At 71.6% G+C, this 16,819-nt stretch carries 16 protein-coding genes and 1 pseudogene; 10 read left to right on the top strand and 7 right to left on the bottom strand.

The window, feature by feature from the left end; translation table 11 throughout:
• Positions 1-96: 96 nt before the first annotated feature.
• A complete protein-coding gene (locus tag GR130_RS06960) occupies positions 97-2,292 on the top strand; it encodes a molybdopterin oxidoreductase family protein (RefSeq protein ID WP_159503892.1) in 2,196 nt (731 codons plus the stop codon).
• Positions 2,293-2,341: 49 nt separating this feature from the next.
• Here GR130_RS06960 and GR130_RS06955 read toward each other — a convergent pair whose 3' ends face one another.
• Entirely contained in the window at positions 2,342-3,352 is a 1,011-nt protein-coding gene (locus tag GR130_RS06955) for an adenosine deaminase (RefSeq protein ID WP_159503891.1), read from the bottom strand.
• Between the two features lie 97 nt (positions 3,353-3,449).
• On the bottom strand, positions 3,450-3,911 hold the full coding sequence (locus GR130_RS06950; RefSeq protein WP_159503890.1) for a gamma-glutamylcyclotransferase family protein: 462 nt from the start codon (positions 3,909-3,911) through the stop codon (positions 3,450-3,452).
• Positions 3,912-4,050: 139 nt separating this feature from the next.
• On the opposite strand from GR130_RS06950, the pseudogene GR130_RS06945 reads away from it, so the two are divergent.
• Positions 4,051-4,482 (top strand): annotated as a pseudogene (locus tag GR130_RS06945) (SanA/YdcF family protein); the annotation flags it as partial.
• A 105-nt stretch (positions 4,483-4,587) separates the two neighbouring features.
• Here GR130_RS06945 and GR130_RS06940 read toward each other — a convergent pair.
• The 3 genes from GR130_RS06940 to cutA form a co-directional block, all read right to left on the bottom strand.
• A complete protein-coding gene (locus GR130_RS06940) occupies positions 4,588-5,025 on the bottom strand; it encodes a hypothetical protein (protein ID WP_159503889.1) in 438 nt (145 codons plus the stop codon).
• Between the two features lie 847 nt (positions 5,026-5,872).
• The gene (locus GR130_RS06935) at positions 5,873-7,039 is read right to left on the bottom strand and encodes a trypsin-like serine peptidase (protein ID WP_201304819.1); all 1,167 of its coding nucleotides are present in this window, start codon (positions 7,037-7,039) and stop codon (positions 5,873-5,875) included.
• Between the two features lie 136 nt (positions 7,040-7,175).
• Positions 7,176-7,550 carry a divalent-cation tolerance protein CutA gene (cutA, locus tag GR130_RS06930; RefSeq protein WP_201304818.1) on the bottom strand — a complete coding sequence of 125 codons (375 nt, stop codon included), beginning with the start codon at positions 7,548-7,550 and terminating at the stop codon, positions 7,176-7,178.
• 532 nt (positions 7,551-8,082) lie between these two features.
• Here cutA and GR130_RS06925 point away from each other — a divergent pair.
• Positions 8,083-8,448 (top strand): cupin, encoded by a 366-nt coding sequence (locus GR130_RS06925; protein WP_159503888.1) that lies wholly within the window; start codon positions 8,083-8,085, stop codon positions 8,446-8,448.
• A 76-nt stretch (positions 8,449-8,524) separates the two neighbouring features.
• Positions 8,525-9,346, top strand: a complete 822-nt coding sequence (locus tag GR130_RS06920; protein ID WP_159503887.1) for a class I SAM-dependent methyltransferase — start codon at positions 8,525-8,527, stop codon at positions 9,344-9,346.
• A 208-nt stretch (positions 9,347-9,554) separates the two neighbouring features.
• On the opposite strand, the gene GR130_RS06915 is transcribed toward GR130_RS06920, so the two are convergent.
• Complete coding sequence (locus GR130_RS06915) at positions 9,555-10,343, bottom strand: sulfite exporter TauE/SafE family protein (protein WP_159503886.1); 789 nt, start codon at positions 10,341-10,343, stop codon at positions 9,555-9,557.
• 75 nt (positions 10,344-10,418) lie between these two features.
• On the opposite strand from GR130_RS06915, the gene GR130_RS06910 reads away from it, so the two are divergent.
• Both GR130_RS06910 and GR130_RS06905 read left to right on the top strand, forming a co-directional pair.
• On the top strand, positions 10,419-11,336 hold the full coding sequence (locus GR130_RS06910; protein WP_159503885.1) for an aldo/keto reductase: 918 nt from the start codon (positions 10,419-10,421) through the stop codon (positions 11,334-11,336).
• Between the two features lie 57 nt (positions 11,337-11,393).
• Positions 11,394-11,840, top strand: coding sequence for a hypothetical protein (locus GR130_RS06905; RefSeq protein WP_159503884.1), 447 nt, complete (start codon positions 11,394-11,396; stop codon positions 11,838-11,840).
• 18 nt (positions 11,841-11,858) lie between these two features.
• On the opposite strand, the gene GR130_RS06900 is transcribed toward GR130_RS06905, so the two are convergent.
• Complete coding sequence (locus GR130_RS06900) at positions 11,859-12,224, bottom strand: hypothetical protein (RefSeq protein WP_236572875.1); 366 nt, start codon at positions 12,222-12,224, stop codon at positions 11,859-11,861.
• A gap of 202 nt (positions 12,225-12,426) precedes the next feature.
• On the opposite strand from GR130_RS06900, the gene GR130_RS06895 reads away from it, so the two are divergent.
• The 4 genes from GR130_RS06895 (at position 12,427) to GR130_RS06880 (ending at position 16,768) form a co-directional block, all read left to right on the top strand.
• Positions 12,427-13,251 (top strand): helix-turn-helix domain-containing protein, encoded by an 825-nt coding sequence (locus GR130_RS06895; RefSeq protein ID WP_236572873.1) that lies wholly within the window; start codon positions 12,427-12,429, stop codon positions 13,249-13,251.
• A complete protein-coding gene (locus GR130_RS06890; RefSeq protein ID WP_159503882.1) occupies positions 13,248-13,535 on the top strand; it encodes a DUF397 domain-containing protein in 288 nt (95 codons plus the stop codon). Before GR130_RS06895 ends, GR130_RS06890 begins: the two co-directional genes overlap by 4 nt.
• Before the next feature lie 9 nt (positions 13,536-13,544).
• Positions 13,545-14,732 (top strand): M20 metallopeptidase family protein, encoded by a 1,188-nt coding sequence (locus GR130_RS06885; protein WP_159503881.1) that lies wholly within the window; start codon positions 13,545-13,547, stop codon positions 14,730-14,732.
• 80 nt (positions 14,733-14,812) lie between these two features.
• Complete coding sequence (locus tag GR130_RS06880) at positions 14,813-16,768, top strand: glycoside hydrolase (RefSeq protein WP_159503880.1); 1,956 nt, start codon at positions 14,813-14,815, stop codon at positions 16,766-16,768.
• The last annotated feature ends 51 nt before the right edge of the window (positions 16,769-16,819 follow it).

The following is a 16,819-nucleotide window of genomic DNA, read 5'->3' as shown; positions in this document are numbered from 1 at the left end:
TTCTCAGCCACCCGCCCGCCCTGTAGGAGGTCTCCGCCGCCCGCCCGAAACAGAGCCGATCCGTGTCCGTAACAGGCCCGTACCACGCTGTACGGCATGGACGCCGCGACCGTTGAGACCCACTGCCCGTACTGCGCTCTCCAATGCGGCATGGGTCTGCGGCCGGTCGGCCGGCCGGCCGGGCCCGCCGTGGAGGTCGTCGAGCGGACCGCCTTCCCGGTGAACCGGGGCGCCCTGTGTGGCAAGGGCCGTACCGCCCCCGAACTCCTCACGCCGGGCGCGCGGCTGTCGTCTCCCCTGGTGCGGGACGCCGCCACCGGGGAGCTGGTGCCGGCCGGCTGGGACGAGGCGCTGGACCGGGTCGCGGACGGGCTGCGGCGGGCCGGCGCGGCCTACGGGAGGGACGCGGTCGGGGTGTTCGGCGGCGGCGGGCTGACGAACGAGAAGGCGTACACGCTGGGCAAGTTCGCGCGGGTGGTGCTCGGCACGTCGCAGATCGACTACAACGGCCGGTTCTGCATGTCGTCGGCCGCGGCGGCGCACGGCCGGGCGTTCGGGCTGGACCGCGGGCTGCCGTTCCCGCTGGCCGATGTGGCGCGCACCGGGTGCGTCATCCTGGTCGGTTCCAACCTGGCCGAGACGATGCCGCCGGCGCTGCGCTATCTGACCGAGCTGAAGGAGAACGGCGGCCGGCTGATCGTCGTCGACCCGCGCCGCACCCGCACCGCCGAGCAGGCCGATCTGCATCTCGCGCCCCGGCCGGGCACGGATCTGGCGCTGGCGCTGGGGCTGCTGCACCTGGTGGTGGCCCAGGGCCGTACGGACGAGGAGTTCATCGCGGAGCGCACCAGCGGCTGGCCGGAGGCGCGGGCCGCCGCGATGGCGCACTGGCCCGAGATGGTGGAACGGATCACGGGCATACCGGTGCCCCGACTCCGCGAGGCGGTCCGGATGTTCTGCGAGGCCCCGTCCTCGATGGTGCTGACGGCGCGCGGCCCCGAGCAGCAGTCGAAGGGCACCGACACCGTGGGCGCGTGGATCAACCTGTGCCTGGCGACCGGGCGGGCGGGCCGGGAGCTGTCCGGATACGGCTGCCTGACCGGCCAGGGCAATGGCCAGGGGGGCCGCGAACACGGCCAGAAGGCCGACCAGTTGCCCGGCTACCGCAAGCTGGACGACCCGGCGGCGCGCCGCCATGTGGCGCAGGTGTGGGGCGTCGAGGCGGCGTCGCTCCCGGGCCCCGGCCGCAGCGCGTACGAGCTGCTGGAGGCGCTGGGCGGGGACATCCGGGCGCTGCTCCTGATGGGCTCCAACCCGGTCGTCTCCGCGCCGCGCGCCGCCCATGTGGAGGGGCGGATCCGGTCGCTGGACTTCCTGGCGGTGGCGGACGTGGTGCTGTCCGAGACGGCCCAACTGGCCGATGTGGTGCTGCCGGTGGCCCAGTGGGCGGAGGAGACCGGCACCACGACCAACCTGGAGGGCCGGGTGCTGCTGCGCCGCCGCGCCGTGGCCCCGCCGCCCGGGGTGCGTACGGACCTGGAGGTGCTCGGCGGGCTCGCGGCGCGGCTGGGGCACGCCAAGGGCTTTCCGAGCGACCCGGAGGAGGTCTTCGACGAGCTGCGGCGCGCGTCGGCGGGCGGTCCGGCGGACTACTCGGGGATCACCTACGAGCGGATCGCGGCGGAGGACGGGGTGTTCTGGCCGTGCCCGGCCGGGCCGGAGTCGGCAGGTGACGGCGGACCGGCGGCCGACGGGGCGCCCGGCGGCGGGGAGCCGTCGGTCTCCTCGGCGGCAGACTCTGCGGCGGCGGCGCCGCGGTTCCCGCACCCCGGGACCCCGCGCCTCTTCCTCGACCGGTTCGCGACGCCCGACGGCCGGGCCCGGTTCGTCCCCGTGGCGCACCGCCCGGCGGCCGAGGAGACCGACGCGGCGTACCCGGTGGTGCTGACCACGGGGCGGGTGCTGGCCCAGTACCAGTCGGGTGCGCAGACCCGCCGGGTGGCCGAGCTGAACGCCGCCGAGCCCGGCCCCTACGTCCAGCTCCATCCGCAGCTGGCGGAGCGGCTCGGCGTCGCGGACGGCGAGCCGGTGGCGGTGGTCTCCCGGCGCGGCCGGGCGGTCGCGCCGGCCCGGGTGAGCGGGGCGATCCGCCCGGACACGGTGTTCATGCCGTTCCACTGGGCGGGCGAGGGCCGGGCCAACTCCCTGACCAATCCGGCCCTCGACCCGGTGTCCCGGATGCCGGAGTTCAAGGTGTGCGCGGTGCGGATAGAGCGGGTGCAGCCGGCATGACCCCGCCCCGGCAACCCTGAAGCAGCCCTGAAACAGCCCTGAAGATCCGTCAGAACGCGTCGAGTTCCTTCAGGTACGCCGCCCGCGTCTCGTCGTCCAGGAAGGAGGCCAGGAAGGAGTTGCGGGCCAGCGTCCGCAGCGTCGCGTCGTCCAGCCCCAGGGCGTCCCGTACGGCGGTGAAGTTGTCGTCCGCGTAGCCGCCGAAGTAGGCCGGGTCGTCGGAGTTGACGGTCACCAGGAGCCCGGCGTCCAGCATGGCGGGCAGCGGGTGGTCGGCGAGGTCGTCGATGACCCGCAGCCGGACGTTGGAGAGCGGGCAGACGGTCAGCGGGACGCGGTCGGCCACCAGCCGGGCCACCAGCCGCTCGTCCTCAAGGGAGCGCACCCCGTGGTCGATCCGGTCCACGCCGAGGACGTCCAGCGCTTCCCACACGTACGAGGCCGGCCCCTCCTCCCCCGCGTGGGCCACGCACTTGAGCCCGGCCTGCCGCGCCAGCTCGTAGACCTCCCGGAACTTCGACGGCGGGTGGCCGACCTCGGCCGAGTCCAGACCGACGGCGGTGATCCGGTCGAAGTACGGGCGGGCCGCCTCGAAGGTCTCCAGGGCCGAGTCGGCGCTCTCGTCGCGCAGGAAGCACATGATCAGCCGGGTGGTGATGCCGTGGTTCCGCGGCGCGGCGTCCAGGGCGCGGGACAGCCCGCGGACGACCGTCCCGATGGGGACGCCGCGGGCGGTGTGCGCCTGCGGGTCGAAGAAGATCTCGGCGTGCCGGACGCCCTGCTCCTTGGCGCGCGCCAGGTAGGCGTCGGCCAGGTCGGCGAAGTCGTCCTCGGTGCGCAGGACCGCCATCAGCGCGTAGTAGAGGTTCAGGAAGGACTGGAGGTCGGTGAAGGAGTAGGCGCTGCGGAGGTCGTCCTCGGTGGCGTACGGCAGCGTGACGCCGTTGCGCTCGGCGAGCGCGAAGGCCAGTCCGGGCTCCAGGGTGCCCTCGATGTGGAGATGCAGTTCGGCCTTGGGAAGGGGGCGGTGGGCGGGGGCACTCGGGGAGTTGGAAGGCACTCGGGTCACACCTGTTCTGCTCTGGTCCTGCTCTGCGGGAGGCCCGTTCCGGGGTACCGGAAGCACCGGTTCCGCGGTACGGGAGGAGTCGTCCAGGTTATCCGGGGTTTCCCGCGCGGTGTCCGCGGCGCCCGGTCCAGTCGCCGCCCGCGACCGGCGTCCCGGTGGCCCGCAGCCGGGCGGCCTGCGGCCCGGCCACCAGGTAGACCCAGGCCCGTACGGTCCCGCCGTCCGCGCGGACCGCCTCGGTGGCCACCCGCTCGTAGAGGTTGCGGCCGCTCCCCTCGGCGCCGGGGATGTAGCCCTCCAGCCGGTCGAGCGCGGTGCGCACGTCCTCGTAGTCGGCGGCGCGCGGCCACACCAGCGCACCGTGCACCACCGCGTCGGCGGGCCCGGCGACGGCGTACGGGTACCCGGGGCCCTCGTAGAGCAGCGCGCCGCCGATGCGGGCCGGTTCCTCGGCGGCGGTCCGGCCGCGCAGGAACCGGGCGTGGTTGGCCTCGCCGGGGCGCAGCGTCCCGTAGACGAAGAACGGCAGGCGCTCGTCCTCGATGGTCATCGGCGGCGGTCCTCTCCCCTGTCGGCGAACGGCGTCCCGGCCACATCCCCATGGCCTGTGACCTGTGACCTGTGACGCCATCGTCCCCCGACCGCAACCGCGGCGGGCCGGACTGCCGGGCTGTATACGGCGCATACGGATGCTGGGCATCCGGGCGGTGCGGGGCGTGCGGGTTCCGCGGTGGCCGCGGCGCCCCCGGATACCGCGGACCCGGCGCGGGCAGCGCCGCGCGTTCCAGGCGGTCGTGGTGCTGACGGTGCTCGCCCTGGCGCCCGCGACCTGGCTCGACGCCACCGCGGGACCGCGCGTCCGCACGGTAGCGGCGGCGCCCGCCGCCCCCGTTGCCGTGGTCTTCGGCGTCGGCCTGTGGAACGGCGGGCCGTCCCCGTATCTCGCCCACCGGCTGGACGCCGCCGTGCGGCTCTACGACCGCGGCACCGTCCACGCGATCCTGGTCACCGGAGACAACAGCCGGCACGACTACGACGAACCGGACGCGATGCGCGGCTATCTGGTGCGGCACGGCATCCCGGCCCACAAGATCGTCAGCGACTACGCGGGCTTCGACACCGCCAACCCCCTCTATACAGAGTCTGTCTAGAGCCGTCAGCGTCCGGGCGCTCAAGGACGCAAAGCGCCCCGCCCGGCTCATGGCCGAACGGGGCTCGCCGCATGCTTACTTGCAGAACGACGACTTGACAGCCGTGACGATGCGCGCCGCCTGGTTGTCCGTCACGGTCGGCACGGCGCCAGGCGTGTTGCCCGTGAACCGGATCTTCGCGTCCTCCTGCACGTCAGAGTCAGCCTGCCCCGCCCGGATATCCGCACAGATGGTCCTTGACGCAGTGAGCGCCCACTTCTCGTTGTCCCCAAAAGCTGAGTTCACAGCCTTGAGCGCAGACATGAGCTTTGGGGTCTGTTCAGCGTTCGGGGACAGCGCGGCGCCATCCTTTGGCCCGGTCGCATCCTTGCCGCTTGTGGTGCTTTCTGCGGTAGGTGCCGCGGTTGCCGGCGCGCTCTTGGGCGTCTTCGCGTTCGGGCCGTCGGCGTCGCATGCGGACAGTGCCGCGATGACCATTGCCGCAGCGAGTACGGCCGTGGTTGTGCGCTTCATGTTCTCCCCTAATACGTGAGCGCGTTCGTGATCAACAGTGCCTACCACGCCGGTCCACAGGCAGATAAGCGAAGCCCCGCCCGACTCATGGCCGAACGGGGCTCATTGCGTGTGTCTGTTCTACCGGATCACGTCATCCGGGGTTGGTCCCGCACCGAGCGAGGTGGCGCAGTCCGGGCAGGCGTAGAGCGTGGTCCCCGGCCTGCTGGCGCTCTGAATCCAGCGGACTGCAACCGGGGTGTCGGTGAGCTTGTGGCATCGGATGCGGAGTGCGACGCGCACGTCCGGCACCGGGCCGATTATGCCTTCCCGGGTCACGCGGCGCTCCCCTCCGTGCTAGCGGCCGAATGCGACCCCTCGAACGCGTATGGGTAGTCCTCGCCGAAGAGCACGGCAGCCGCGAGAGCCTTACGGCGTTCGCACACCTTCCGCAGCGTGAGCGTGGTTTCTGCGAGCACGTACGGCCGGATGGGGTGCGATTCCTCGCCGGGGATGGGCGTGTGCCGTTCGATGACGTGCTGTGGCGTGGGGGTGGCCCACGGGCGGGACCATGGGTTCACGGTGATAGGCGCGAGAACCGGCTCGGGGGTGGGCGTCGGCTGTGCGGTGAGGTGTTCGGCGGTGTGGCGTCCAGGCCGTCGGCGAACCCGGGGAAGTAAGGACAGCGCCCAGTAGAGGGCATGGGTACGGCGGCGTGCGGGAGATCTTCGCGGCGGGGAGGGCGGCGGCGGACGCGGTGCTGCGGCCCGATCCGCAGTTCCTCGGCCCGAAGGAGAAGGGCCTGACGGAGGCGCTGCACTGACGGTACGCGCCTCCGGTCAGACCCTTGTCCCGGGCCGGGGGACTCCTAGAGGAGTCCCCCGCCACCTCCCGAACTCGGCGTGCTCTGCGCGTTCTGCGTGTTCTGCGTGTCCGGACTGTTCTGCGCGTCCTGCGTGTCCTGCGCGTTGTCCGTGCCCGGCGAGCCCTGCGAGCTGTCCGTGCCCTGCCCGCTCGGAGCGCTCTGCGGGTCCTGCTGGTCCTGCGGGTCCTGCTGGGGCTCCTGGTTCTGCAGGCTCTGCTGGGCCTGTTGGCTCGGCTTGCTCGGCTTGCTCTGCGCGGTCTGGCCGTTCTGGGCGCTCTGCGCCTTCTGTGTGCTCTCGGCGCTCTGCGCGCTCTCCTTGACCGCGCGGTTGTAGAGGCTGCGGATCTCCTTCCCGAAGTACGGGCTGTAGGAGACCCGGTCGCTGTGCGGACCGCTGGGGCCGCCGCCGTTGACGCCGCCGATGACGCCGATGATCCGGCCGGTCTGCGTGTGCTCGTCGAAGTTGGTCAGCCAGGGGCTGCCGGAGGTGCCGCCGAAGAACCCACCGCAGTCCAGGCGGAGTTCACGGGTGCCGGCCAGGCGGCTGGTGCGGGCGTCGCAGCGTACCGCGCGGTCCGCCGGGTCGCTCTGCGCGCTGGGGTAGCCGATGACGCTGACCTGGTTGCGGTAACCGGGCGTGTCGGACAGGACGTTGCCGCCGGTGACGGACTCGATCATCCGGCCGCGGTCGTCCGGGGCGACGGTGGCGAACGCGAAGTCGAGGTCGGCACCGGCTCCGGTGGTGGCGCGGTCCGAGTACGCGAACGTGTCGTCGATGGCCCACACCCCGAAGGGCTGGGAGTCCGCACCCGACTGGTACTGCGGGACGAACGCGGCGCGCGCGCCCGGGTTGCAGTGCCCGGCGGTCAGCAGCAGGTTGCCGTGCGGGCTGTGCACCACACTGGCGGTGCAGTGGTGCTCGCGCGCCTCCCCGTCGACGGAGAACAGCACGCCGACGGACGGGATGCCGTCGAAGTGCCGTGCGGTCGGGGCGAGTTGCGGTGCGGGGGCGGCCTGCTCGTCGCCGCGGTCGTCGGTGCCCGCGGCGCCGGCCATCCGCTGCGGCGTCCAGTAGGCGGCGGCGTCCTTGCTGGTCCAGGAGCCGTGCGGGTGGGTCTGGTGGCCGTAGGACACCTGGTCGCCAGGGGGGCCGTCGGCCGCGTGGCTCACGGGGGAAACGGCGAGACACAGGGTCGTGCCCAGGGCGAGTGTCGCCGCCCTCCCCCACCGGCAGCGCAGCCGCCGGCGGTGCACAACGGCGGTACCCGCCGCAACGGCCTTCGACATAGGGGGTGGTAGTGCCACGTCAGCTCGTCTCCTCTGCGACCCAGGCGAGATACCCGGCGCCACCGTGCGTGACCGGAGTGGCGATGATCTCCGGGGTCTCGTAGTCGTGTGCGGCGAGGAGATAGCTCTCCAGCGCCGCGTACCGCGTGCTCGCCGTCTTGAACAGCACCTGCCACTCCTGGTTGGTCTCCACGGCGCCGTCCCAGCGGAAGACCGAGGTCACCGGTGCGCTGATCTGCGCACAGGCGGCGAGTCTCGCCTCGATCGCGCCGCGCGCCAGCCGTTCGGCCTTCTGCTCGCTGTCGGTGGTCGTCATCACGGTCAGAAATCGCGCCGGCTGCGCGGCCGGGGCCGGCACGGCAGGCGGTTCGTTCAGGGCGGTCGGGTCGGCCACGGTCACGCACCCTTCGCGGTGGGGGTGGGGGGTAGTGCCACTGCCCAGCACATTCGATCTTCGACGCTCATTCCTCGGCGTCCTGTGTCCATTGCTCGGTCCTCGGTCACCGATCTCCGGTCGCGAGTCATTGATCTCCGGGGTCTCCGGTCATCGGTCGTCGGTCGCGCCCGTCCGTAGCCGGGCTCCGAACTCCGGGCTTCCGAGCTCCAGGCATCGCTCTCCGGCCATCGATCTTCCGCCATCGATCTTGCAATCCTTCGGTCAAGGATCGCCTCGCATCGTACGGATCTTGATGATCAACTGGCGCGCGGCGGGCCGCTGCCCGCGCCCAAGCACCCGGACGCCCCATTCCCATTCCTATCCGTCGACCGCTCCCTTTCCGACCCCTCCCGTTCGCGTCCGCCTTCGTATCCGCCGGCCGCGCGCCCGTACGCCCCGGTTGCGCCCTCCTGCGCAGGGACAACGATGGAGAGGGGAGTCCCGCCGCAGGGACGTCCCGCCGCCGGGCCGCACTCGAAAGGCGAGCGCCATGGAGAATCTCGAAACCCTCATCCGCGACCGACTCGACGACGCCCGCGCCTCCGCGCACGGACGCAGCGCCCACCTCTTCCTGCACGACGGCCCGCTGCGCCAAACCGTGATCGCGCTGCTGGCCGGCACGTCGCTGGACGAGCACAACGCGCCCCCGGCGGCCAGCCTCCACGTGCTGCGCGGCCGCGTCCGGCTGACCTGGGCCGGCGGCGGCCAGGTGCTGACCGCGGGGCAGATCACGGCGATTCCGCACGCCCGGCACGGCCTGACGGCCCTCGACGACTCGGTGGTGCTGCTGACCGCCGTCACGGCGGTGCGCGAACGGGCGCGGGGCGTGCCCGCGGGCGCGGCGGCCCGGGGCTGACGCCGGCCACCGCCACGGCGTAGGACCGCACGTTTTCACTCTTCACATTTTTCTGAATGTTCCGTACCATCGAACCATGACCAGCGCGAAATCGAAGGTGCAGTTGACCGGGGCGAAGGAGACCCTCCTCGCCACGCTCTACGGCCGCGCGGTCGACAGCCGCGCGAAGAAGCCGATACTCGGCGACACCATGGCCGTCGACACCGTGCGCCGCCTCGACTACGACTTCCGCAAGCTCCGGATGCGCGGCGGCGACGCAGCCGGAGTCGCCCTCCGCGCCCGGCAGTTGGACGTCTGGACGGCCCGCTTCCTGACCCTGCACGAGGAGGCGACGGTGGCGCATCTGGGCTGCGGCCTCGACACCCGCGTCTACCGCCTCGACCCCGGCCCCCGGGTGCGCTGGTACGACGTCGACTTCCCGGACGTCATAGACCTGCGCCGGCAGCTCTATCCGGAGCGCCCCGGATACGCCGAGATACCGACGTCCGTCACGGCCCCGGACTGGGTGGACGGACTCCCGTCCGACCGGCCGACGATGATCGTCGCCGAGGGCCTGCTGATGTACCTCACCGAGGAGGACGTCACCACGCTCCTCCGCCGCCTGATCGCCCACACCCCCAGCGGGGAGCTGGCCTTCGACGCCTTCAGCAGGTTCGCCCTGCGCGCGGCGCGCCTCAACACCGTCATCGTCAGGACCGGTTCGACGCTGCACTGGGGCACGGACCCGGCCGGCATATCCCGGCTGAGCCCCCGCCTGGAGATCGTCGAGAACATCAGCGCCCTGGACCTGCCGGGGATCGAGAAGCTGCCCGTGGCCTACCGCGCGGCGGCCCGGATCGCGGCGCGGATACCCGGGGGCCTACGGGACATGTCGCGGCTCTACAACTGCCGTTTCTGAAACCGCCGCTGCGGCCGTTGGCGCTGTTGGCGCTGTTGCCGCTGTTGCCGCTGTTGGCGCTGTTGGCGCTGTTGGCGCTGTTGGCGCTGTTGGCGCTGTTGGCGCTGTTGCAGGGCCGTCGGATCCGGGTCCGCCGCCGCATACGGGAGCGACGCCGCGTCACCGCGGGGGCATCGGCGGGCCTGCGCCCGGACGGTGGAGGGGGGCGTCAGGCCGCCAGCCACTGGTCGTAGACCAGCTTGCACAGGAGGGTGATGACGACGATGACGAGCACACCGCGCACGAAACCGGCGCCGCGCTTGAGGGCCATCCTGGCACCGACCGTGCCGCCGACGAGGTTGAACAGGGCTAGCAGCGCCCCCAGTTGCCACAGCACAGTGCCCTGGATGGCGAACATCGTCAGCGCGCCGACGTTGGTGCAGACGTTGATGACCTTGGCGGTGGCGGAGGAGGTGACCAGGTCCATGTGGAGGAGGGCGGCCAGTGCGATAACGAGGAAGGCACCGGTGCCGGGGCCGATCAGCCCGTCGTAGAAGCCGATTCCCAGGCCCGCGACGAGGATCGCCACCAGCACGCGCCGCCGGGTCACCGGTCCCGAGGGCGCGGGGGCGGTGCCGAACGCCGGGCGGAAGAGGATGAAGGCGAGGACACCCAGGAGCACGGCCATGATCAGCGGGCGGAGCACCGCACTGTTGATACCGGCCGCGAAGAACGCCCCGGTGAGCGATCCGGCGAGCGCCGCGGCGCCGATCCGCAGGGCGGTGCCGATGTCGATCGGGGTCTTGCGGACGTAGGTCACGGCGGCCGCGGTGGTGCCGACGATGGCGGTGGACTTGTTGGTGCCGAGCACGAACGCGGCGGGCGTGTGCGGAAGGCCGACCAGCAGCGCCGGGAGCAGCAGCAGCCCGCCGCCGCCCACCACCGCGTCGATCCAGCCGGCTGCCAGGGCCGCCAGGCAGAGCAGAGTCAGCGTGAACAGCGATATGTCAGGAGGCACCAGGTGATCTTATGAAGGGGCGCGACCCGGGACGCCGGATTATTGCCGGCCGGACTGCCGTCTAGGCTCCAGCCCGTGGATACGGAAGCGAATGTATCTCCGGGATCTCCGGGACCTGAATCTCCGGCACCGGAGTTCGCGATCGGCGGGAGCCTGGCGGTGCGGCGGCTGGGGCTGGGGACCGGCGGGCTCGTCGGGGCCGGGTACTGGGGGCCGCGGCACGCGGACCCGCGGCAGCCCGTCGCGCTGCTGCGCCGGGCCGTCGAGCGCGGGGTGACGTTGATCGACACCGCCGACAACTACGGTCCGGACATCGCCGAGGAGTTGGTGGCCCAGGCGCTGCACCCGTATCCGGACGACCTGGTGATCGCGACCAAGGGCGGGGTGGTGCGCACGGGGCCGGACATCTGGCATATCGCCGGGCGGCCGGAGGAGCTGCGCGCCATGTGCGAGGCGAGCCTGCGGCGGCTGCGTACGGACACCATCGACCTGTACCAGCTGCACCGACTGGACCCCGAAGTGCCGATGGCCGACCAGTTGGGCGCCCTGCTGGAACTCCAACAGGCCGGGAAGATCCGGCACATCGGGCTGGACAGCGTCGGGGCGGCGGATCTCGCACGGGCGCAGGAGCTGGCCCCGATCGCGTCGGTGCAGAACCGCTACAACCTCCTGGACCGCACCTCGGAGGACGTACTGGAGCTGTGCGAGAAGGGAGGGACGGCGTTTCTGCCGTGGTTCCCGCTGGGGAACGGGGCGCTGACGGGGGAAGCGGGCGAGGTGGTCGCCGCGGTCGCCGCCGGGCACGGCGCGACCACGGGGCAGATCGCGCTGACCTGGCTGCTGCACCGCTCCCCCGTCCTGCTACCGACGCCCGGTACGGGCTCACCCGCCCATCTGGACGAGAACCTGGACGCGGTACGGATCGCACTCACGGAAGGGGAGTTGGCGCGGCTGGATGCGGTGGCGGAGGGCTCGGGCGTGCGGGAACGGTGACGGGCGCCGCCCGCGAAATAGGCGTCGCCTGCGGGGCGTTGGGGCTACGGTTCCGGTATGACGGATCAGACGGGGAAGCAGACGGGGAAGCAGACGGGGAATCTGGCTCAGGACGAAGGGGCGCCGCTGGTGCGCCCTGCGCTGCACACCGTGTTGCTGGAACTCGAACGCGAGGTCACCGCGCCCCCGGCGGACGTCTTCGAGTTCCTGGCCGCCGAGTTGGCTCCCACGGACGGCCACACCAAGTATGCCGTGTACGCGGACGCCCGCACGGCCGTGCTGCAGGGGGACTGGTGGTACCGGGGCGAGTACCGGGTGACCGAGGCGGCGAACGGCGGCGCCACGGTGTCGTACACCGTCGTCAATGTCGCCCAGGTGCAGCACGAGGGAGGGAACGCGATCAGCAAGGGCACCCTCGCCTCCGCGCCGGACGCCTTCGCGCGCCGCCTCGACGCGATCGAGGCGGCCCTGGTCGGGGACCGGAAGGGCGACGAGGCGGGCTGACCCGCGCCCGCCACCCCCCTACCGCCCCTTACGGCGGCAGACCTCGCACGGGAACGGGCACGGCTTCACCGCCTCCCCCGCCGGTACATGGACCACGGCGGGCGAGGGCTTCGGCAGCCGGGCGCCGCGGCTCTTGGCGACCCGGTGGACCTCGGCGAGCGAGTCCGTCAACTCGACGGTGAGCAGCTGGAGTTCCCCGGACGTCCAGGCGCGCCCGGCGAGCACGCGCCGCGACTCGTCGATGAGGTCGGCGGCCGAGTCGAGTTGCGCCACCTCGACGCTGTCGGCAATACGGGACACGGGGCCGGTGCCGTCGCCCACGACGAAGCAGGGCTTGCCGTCCGTACTCGACCACGGCAGAAGCCGCGCGGTAGCGTCGGTCATGTCGTCAACCTCCAGGGGGTTGGTGGCCACGCCCCCGGACCGGTCACGCGGTCGCGGGGGTCCTGGCTTTGCGTACGGGGTGTAGCCATTCGGTCACGCTGACAACGCAACGGGCAATAGAATGGGGTCACTTAAACGGCAGTGCTTACAGCAACTGCCTGCGGCGATGCTGACCGCGACCACAGAACGAGAGGTCACAGCATTGGACGAGACGACCCCACCCGAGCACTTCAATCCGCTCCAGAGCTTCGGGCGTGACGTCAAACGGGTACGCCTGGGCCGCAATCTCACGCAGAAGCACTTGGGCCAAGCTGCGGGCTACTCCTACGCATACGTCAGCATGGTGGAGTCCGGGAAGGTGAAGGCCAGCGAGAAGTTCGCCGACGGCTGCGATCTCGCGTTCGGGACGAACGGGCTCTTCGCGGGCATGCTGCGGAGGATCGACGAAGGGGATCACCCGTCGTGGTTCCTTCCGTATCTGAACCTGGAACGGAAGGCATCGCGAATCCTGACCTACGAGACGAACCTCGTAACAGGCATCGTCCAGACAGAGGACTACGCGAGGGCCGTCTTCCGCGTAGCCAACCCCGGGGCAAGCGCCGAGGGGATCGAGGACAAGGTTGCCGCGCGGCTACGGCGACGTGAGGTGTTCGAACAGGACGCTCCCCCGCGTCTGTGGGCCATCCTCCACGAGGCGTGTCTGCGGACCGTCGTCGGCAGTGCCGAGGTCATGGCAGGGCAGCTCGACTACCTGCTCGCGGTAGCCACGTCCCCACACGTGGCGCTTCAGGTCATGCCGTTCTCGGCGGGCATTCCGGCCACGTCCACGATGCCCTTCATCGTGTTGCGCTTCTCGGACTCCCCCACCGTGTTGTACACGGAGACCCGGGTAGGAGGCAGGATGCATGATTCCGCACAAACGGTCGACGCCGCCCTGGATGACTACGATCTGCTCCGGGCGCATGCGTTGGCCCCGGATCAATCACTGGCCCTGATCAAGAACCTGCTGAAGGAGTACCGAGCATGAGCCCCGACTTGGATCTCGCCGCCGCCACGTGGATCAAGTCGTCCTACAGCGAGGGCAACGGCGGGGCGTGTGTCGAGTTCACCCGCGACTTCACCTGGGTCAAGTCCTCCTACAGCGATGCCAACGGCGGAGACTGCATAGAGTTCTCCCCCGCCCACTCCGCCACCCACGGCGTCGTCCCCGTCCGCGACAGCAAGGTTCCGGACGGGCCCGCGATCGTGGCTTCCGCTGCGGGGTGGTCCTCGTTCGTCGCCGCGGTCAAGAATGGGGGGTTCCCCAGCTGAGGAGCCCGTATGAACCTTCGTGACGACGCCCGCGCGCTCTCCGACGACCTCGTACAGCTGCGCCGTTCGCTGCACCGGATCCCCGAGACCGGGCTGGATCTGCCCCGTACGCAGGAAGCCGTACTGGCTGAACTGGACGGGTTGCCGTTGGAGTTGAGTACGGGGGACGGACTCACCTCGGTGACGGCGGTGCTGCGCGGGGCGGCGCCGGGGCCGACCGTGCTGCTGCGCGGCGACATGGACGCGCTGCCGGTGGCCGAGCGCACCGGGCTCGACTTCGCCGCCGGCAACGGCCGGATGCACGCCTGCGGCCACGATCTGCACACCACCATGCTGACCGGTGCGGCCAGGCTGCTCGCCGCGCACCGCGACCGGCTCGCGGGTGAGGTGCTGTTCATGTTCCAGCCCGGCGAGGAGGGTTACGACGGCGCCCGGCACATGCTGGCCGAGGGGCTGCTGGACGCGGCCGGGCAGCGGCCGGTGGCGGCGTACGCGATCCACGTGCTGTCCGCGGGGGTGCCGAGCGGCGTGTTCGGGACCCGGGGCGGGCCGGCGATGTCGGCGTCGAACGTGCTGCGGGTGACCGTACGGGGCGAGGGCGGACACGGGTCGATGCCCCACCGCGCCAAGGACCCGGTGCAGGCCGGGTGCGCGATGGTGACCGCGTTGCAGGCGTGGATCACCCGTAGCTTCGACGTGTTCGACCCGGTGATCCTGACCGTGGGCACCTTCCACGCGGGGACGAAGCAGAACGTCATTCCGGACACGGCGGTCTTCGAGGCGACGGTGCGCAGCTTCTCGGAGCGGGCGCAGGCGCGGGTCAAGGACGGCACGGTGGAGGTGTGCCGGGGCATCGCGGCGGCCTACGGGGTGGGTGTGGACGCGGAGTTCAGCGAGGTGTATCCGATGACCGTCAACGACGACGCGGCGGCGGACTTCGTGGCGGCCACGGTGCGCGAGGTGCTCGGCGAGGAGCGGTACGCGCCGATGCGGCAGCCGCTCCAGGGGTCGGAGGACTTCTCCCGGGTGCTGGCGGAGGTGCCCGGCGCGATGGTGTTCCTGGGTGCTCCGCCGGCCGGTGCGGACCCGGAGCGGAGCGCCAACAACCATTCGCCGCTGGCCGAGTTCGACGATGCGGTGCTGGCGGACGGGGCGGCGGTGTACGCGGAGCTGGCGGCGCGGCGCCTGGCCGTGTGAGGAGGCTGCCGCCCGGTGCCCCCTGGGACGGTCCGGCGGCCTCTTAGAAGGTTCTTAAAGCCGGTCGCTATTCAAAGGACATGGCATCCACACTCACCCGAGCGGTCGCCGCCTCGCTGGCGCTGACCGCCTCCGCGTTCGCGCTTTCCGGTTGCGGCAGCGCCACGGCCGGTACGGTCCAGGGCAGTCGTGTCGAACTCCCCGTCGCCGGCGGGACCGCCGTCGTCGACACCGGGTCGCTGGCGGTCACCGCCCGCACCAAGGACGGGACGCGGCTGGTGCTGTCCGAGGCGGCGGCGAGCGGCCTCGGCAAGCCCGGCCCGGTGACCCGTACGGCCGGGATGGCACGCTGGAGCTATCCGGCCAAGGGGCTCCGGGTCACGGCGAGTTCGGAGCGGGGGCGACTGCACATCCGGATCCGGTCGGAGCGGGACGGGTCGGTGAGCTGGCCGGTGACCGGTACCGACCGGGCCGCGTCCGATGTGCAGCTGCCGCGCGGCGAGGGGCTGGACATCCCCGTACGGGACGCGTTCTGGAACGGGCCGAAGGGCGGGCTGGCCGGGAACACCGTCGATGTGGGCGGGGATCTGTCGCTGCCGCTGTGGGGCTGGTCCGGCGGGCGGCACGGCGTCAGCTATCTCACGCCCACCGACATCGGGACGACGCTGCGGTTCGCCTCCACCGGGGGGCGGCTGCGCGCCACGGCGGCACACGACTTCAACTCCGGTGAGGGGACGGGAGACTACGACGTCTCGTTCTCGCTCACGGACGGGAATCCGGTGGCCCCGGCCGCCGACTACCGCTCCTACCTCTCCCAGCACGGGCAGCTCGGCAGCCTGCACGAGAAGATCAGGAAGAACCCGGCCGGGGCGAAGCTGCTGGGCGCGTTCCACGCCTACCTGTGGGGCGAGGCGCGGACCGCGTCCGGTGTCGAGAAGCTGAGGAAGCTGGGCGTGGACCGGATGTGGCTCGGGTACGACTCCGGGCCGGACCCGATGACGGCGGACGCCGTCCGGGCCGCGAAGAAGGCGGGGTATCTCGTCGGGCCGTACGACACGTTCGCCAACGGGCAGGATCCGAAGACGGCGGACAGCCCCACGTCGGCGTGGCCGGACAGGGTCTACCCGGACTTCTGCGTGCGGAAGGCGGACGGGACGGCACAGACCGGTTTCGGGGGCCGCGGCTGCTATCTCAGCTCGCGCGCCTTCGAGAAGGCCGAGCCGGCCAAGCACTATCTGGCCGACCGTACGCGGGCGATGACCGCCAACGGGGCGGACAGCTACTTCCTGGACGTGGACGCGACCGGTGAGGTGTTCCGCGACCACGGCGCGGGCCATGAGATGACCAGGGCGGGTGACCGGGAGAACCGGCTCGCCCGGATGCGGCGGATCGCCAAGGGCCTCGTCCTGGGGTCGGAGTCGGCGCAGCCATGGGCGAACCCGGTGCTGGCCTTCGACCACGGCTCGGGGACGCCCGTCGCCGACGGGCTGTGGAAGCTGGAGCGGGACAGGGAGAAGTGGGGCGGCTACTTCCCGCAGAACGCCCCGAAGAACGCCTTCATGCCGGTGTCGCTGCCGGCGGACCTGGCCACCGCGATGTACGACCCGAAGTACCGGGTGCCGCTGTACGAGACGGCGCTGCACGAGTCGCTGGTCAACGTGGAGCGGTGGGAGCTGTCGTACGACAAGCTGCCGGAGCAGAAGACCACCCGGGCGCTGCTGGCGATGCTGAACAACACCCCGCTGAACTTCGCGCTCAGCGGGCCGTCGCTGGAGAAGGACGGGAAGGAACTCGCCGCCCTCCAGAAGTACTTCGGACCGCTGCACCGCGCGGCGGGGACCGAGAGGATGACATCCTTCCGGTGGCTGAGCGGCGACCGCACCGTGCAGCGGACGGTGTTCGGGGACGGGGCGCTGACCGTCACCGCGAACTTCGGCAGCGCGGCGCACGACGGGCTGCCGGGCGGCTGTGTGGACGCCCGGCTGCGGGGTGACACGCAGCCGCGGCGGCTGTGCCCGGCGGAGGTCACCAGCTGAGTTCCCGCACTCCCGCACTCCCGCACTCCCGCATTCCCGCATTCCCGCATT

The sequence above is a fragment of the Streptomyces sp. GS7 genome (assembly GCF_009834125.1).
Lineage (GTDB): Bacteria > Actinomycetota > Actinomycetes > Streptomycetales > Streptomycetaceae > Streptomyces.
The sequence above is the reverse complement of the archived record's forward strand: the minus strand, read 5'-3'. Positions and strand labels throughout refer to the sequence as shown.

Coding starts and splice junctions, on each gene's coding strand:
- GR130_RS06960 (WP_159503892.1), top strand. CDS start 97: ATGGACGCCGCGACCGTTGAGACCCACTGCCCGTACTGCGCTCTCCAA.
- GR130_RS06950 (WP_159503890.1), bottom strand. CDS start 3,911: ATGACCATCGAGGACGAGCGCCTGCCGTTCTTCGTCTACGGGACGCTG.
- GR130_RS06940 (WP_159503889.1), bottom strand. CDS start 5,025: ATGAAGCGCACAACCACGGCCGTACTCGCTGCGGCAATGGTCATCGCG.
- GR130_RS06925 (WP_159503888.1), top strand. CDS start 8,083: ATGGAGAATCTCGAAACCCTCATCCGCGACCGACTCGACGACGCCCGC.
- GR130_RS06920 (WP_159503887.1), top strand. CDS start 8,525: ATGACCAGCGCGAAATCGAAGGTGCAGTTGACCGGGGCGAAGGAGACC.
- GR130_RS06905 (WP_159503884.1), top strand. CDS start 11,394: ATGACGGATCAGACGGGGAAGCAGACGGGGAAGCAGACGGGGAATCTG.
- GR130_RS06900 (WP_236572875.1), bottom strand. CDS start 12,224: ATGACCGACGCTACCGCGCGGCTTCTGCCGTGGTCGAGTACGGACGGC.
- GR130_RS06890 (WP_159503882.1), top strand. CDS start 13,248: ATGAGCCCCGACTTGGATCTCGCCGCCGCCACGTGGATCAAGTCGTCC.
- GR130_RS06885 (WP_159503881.1), top strand. CDS start 13,545: ATGAACCTTCGTGACGACGCCCGCGCGCTCTCCGACGACCTCGTACAG.
- GR130_RS06880 (WP_159503880.1), top strand. CDS start 14,813: ATGGCATCCACACTCACCCGAGCGGTCGCCGCCTCGCTGGCGCTGACC.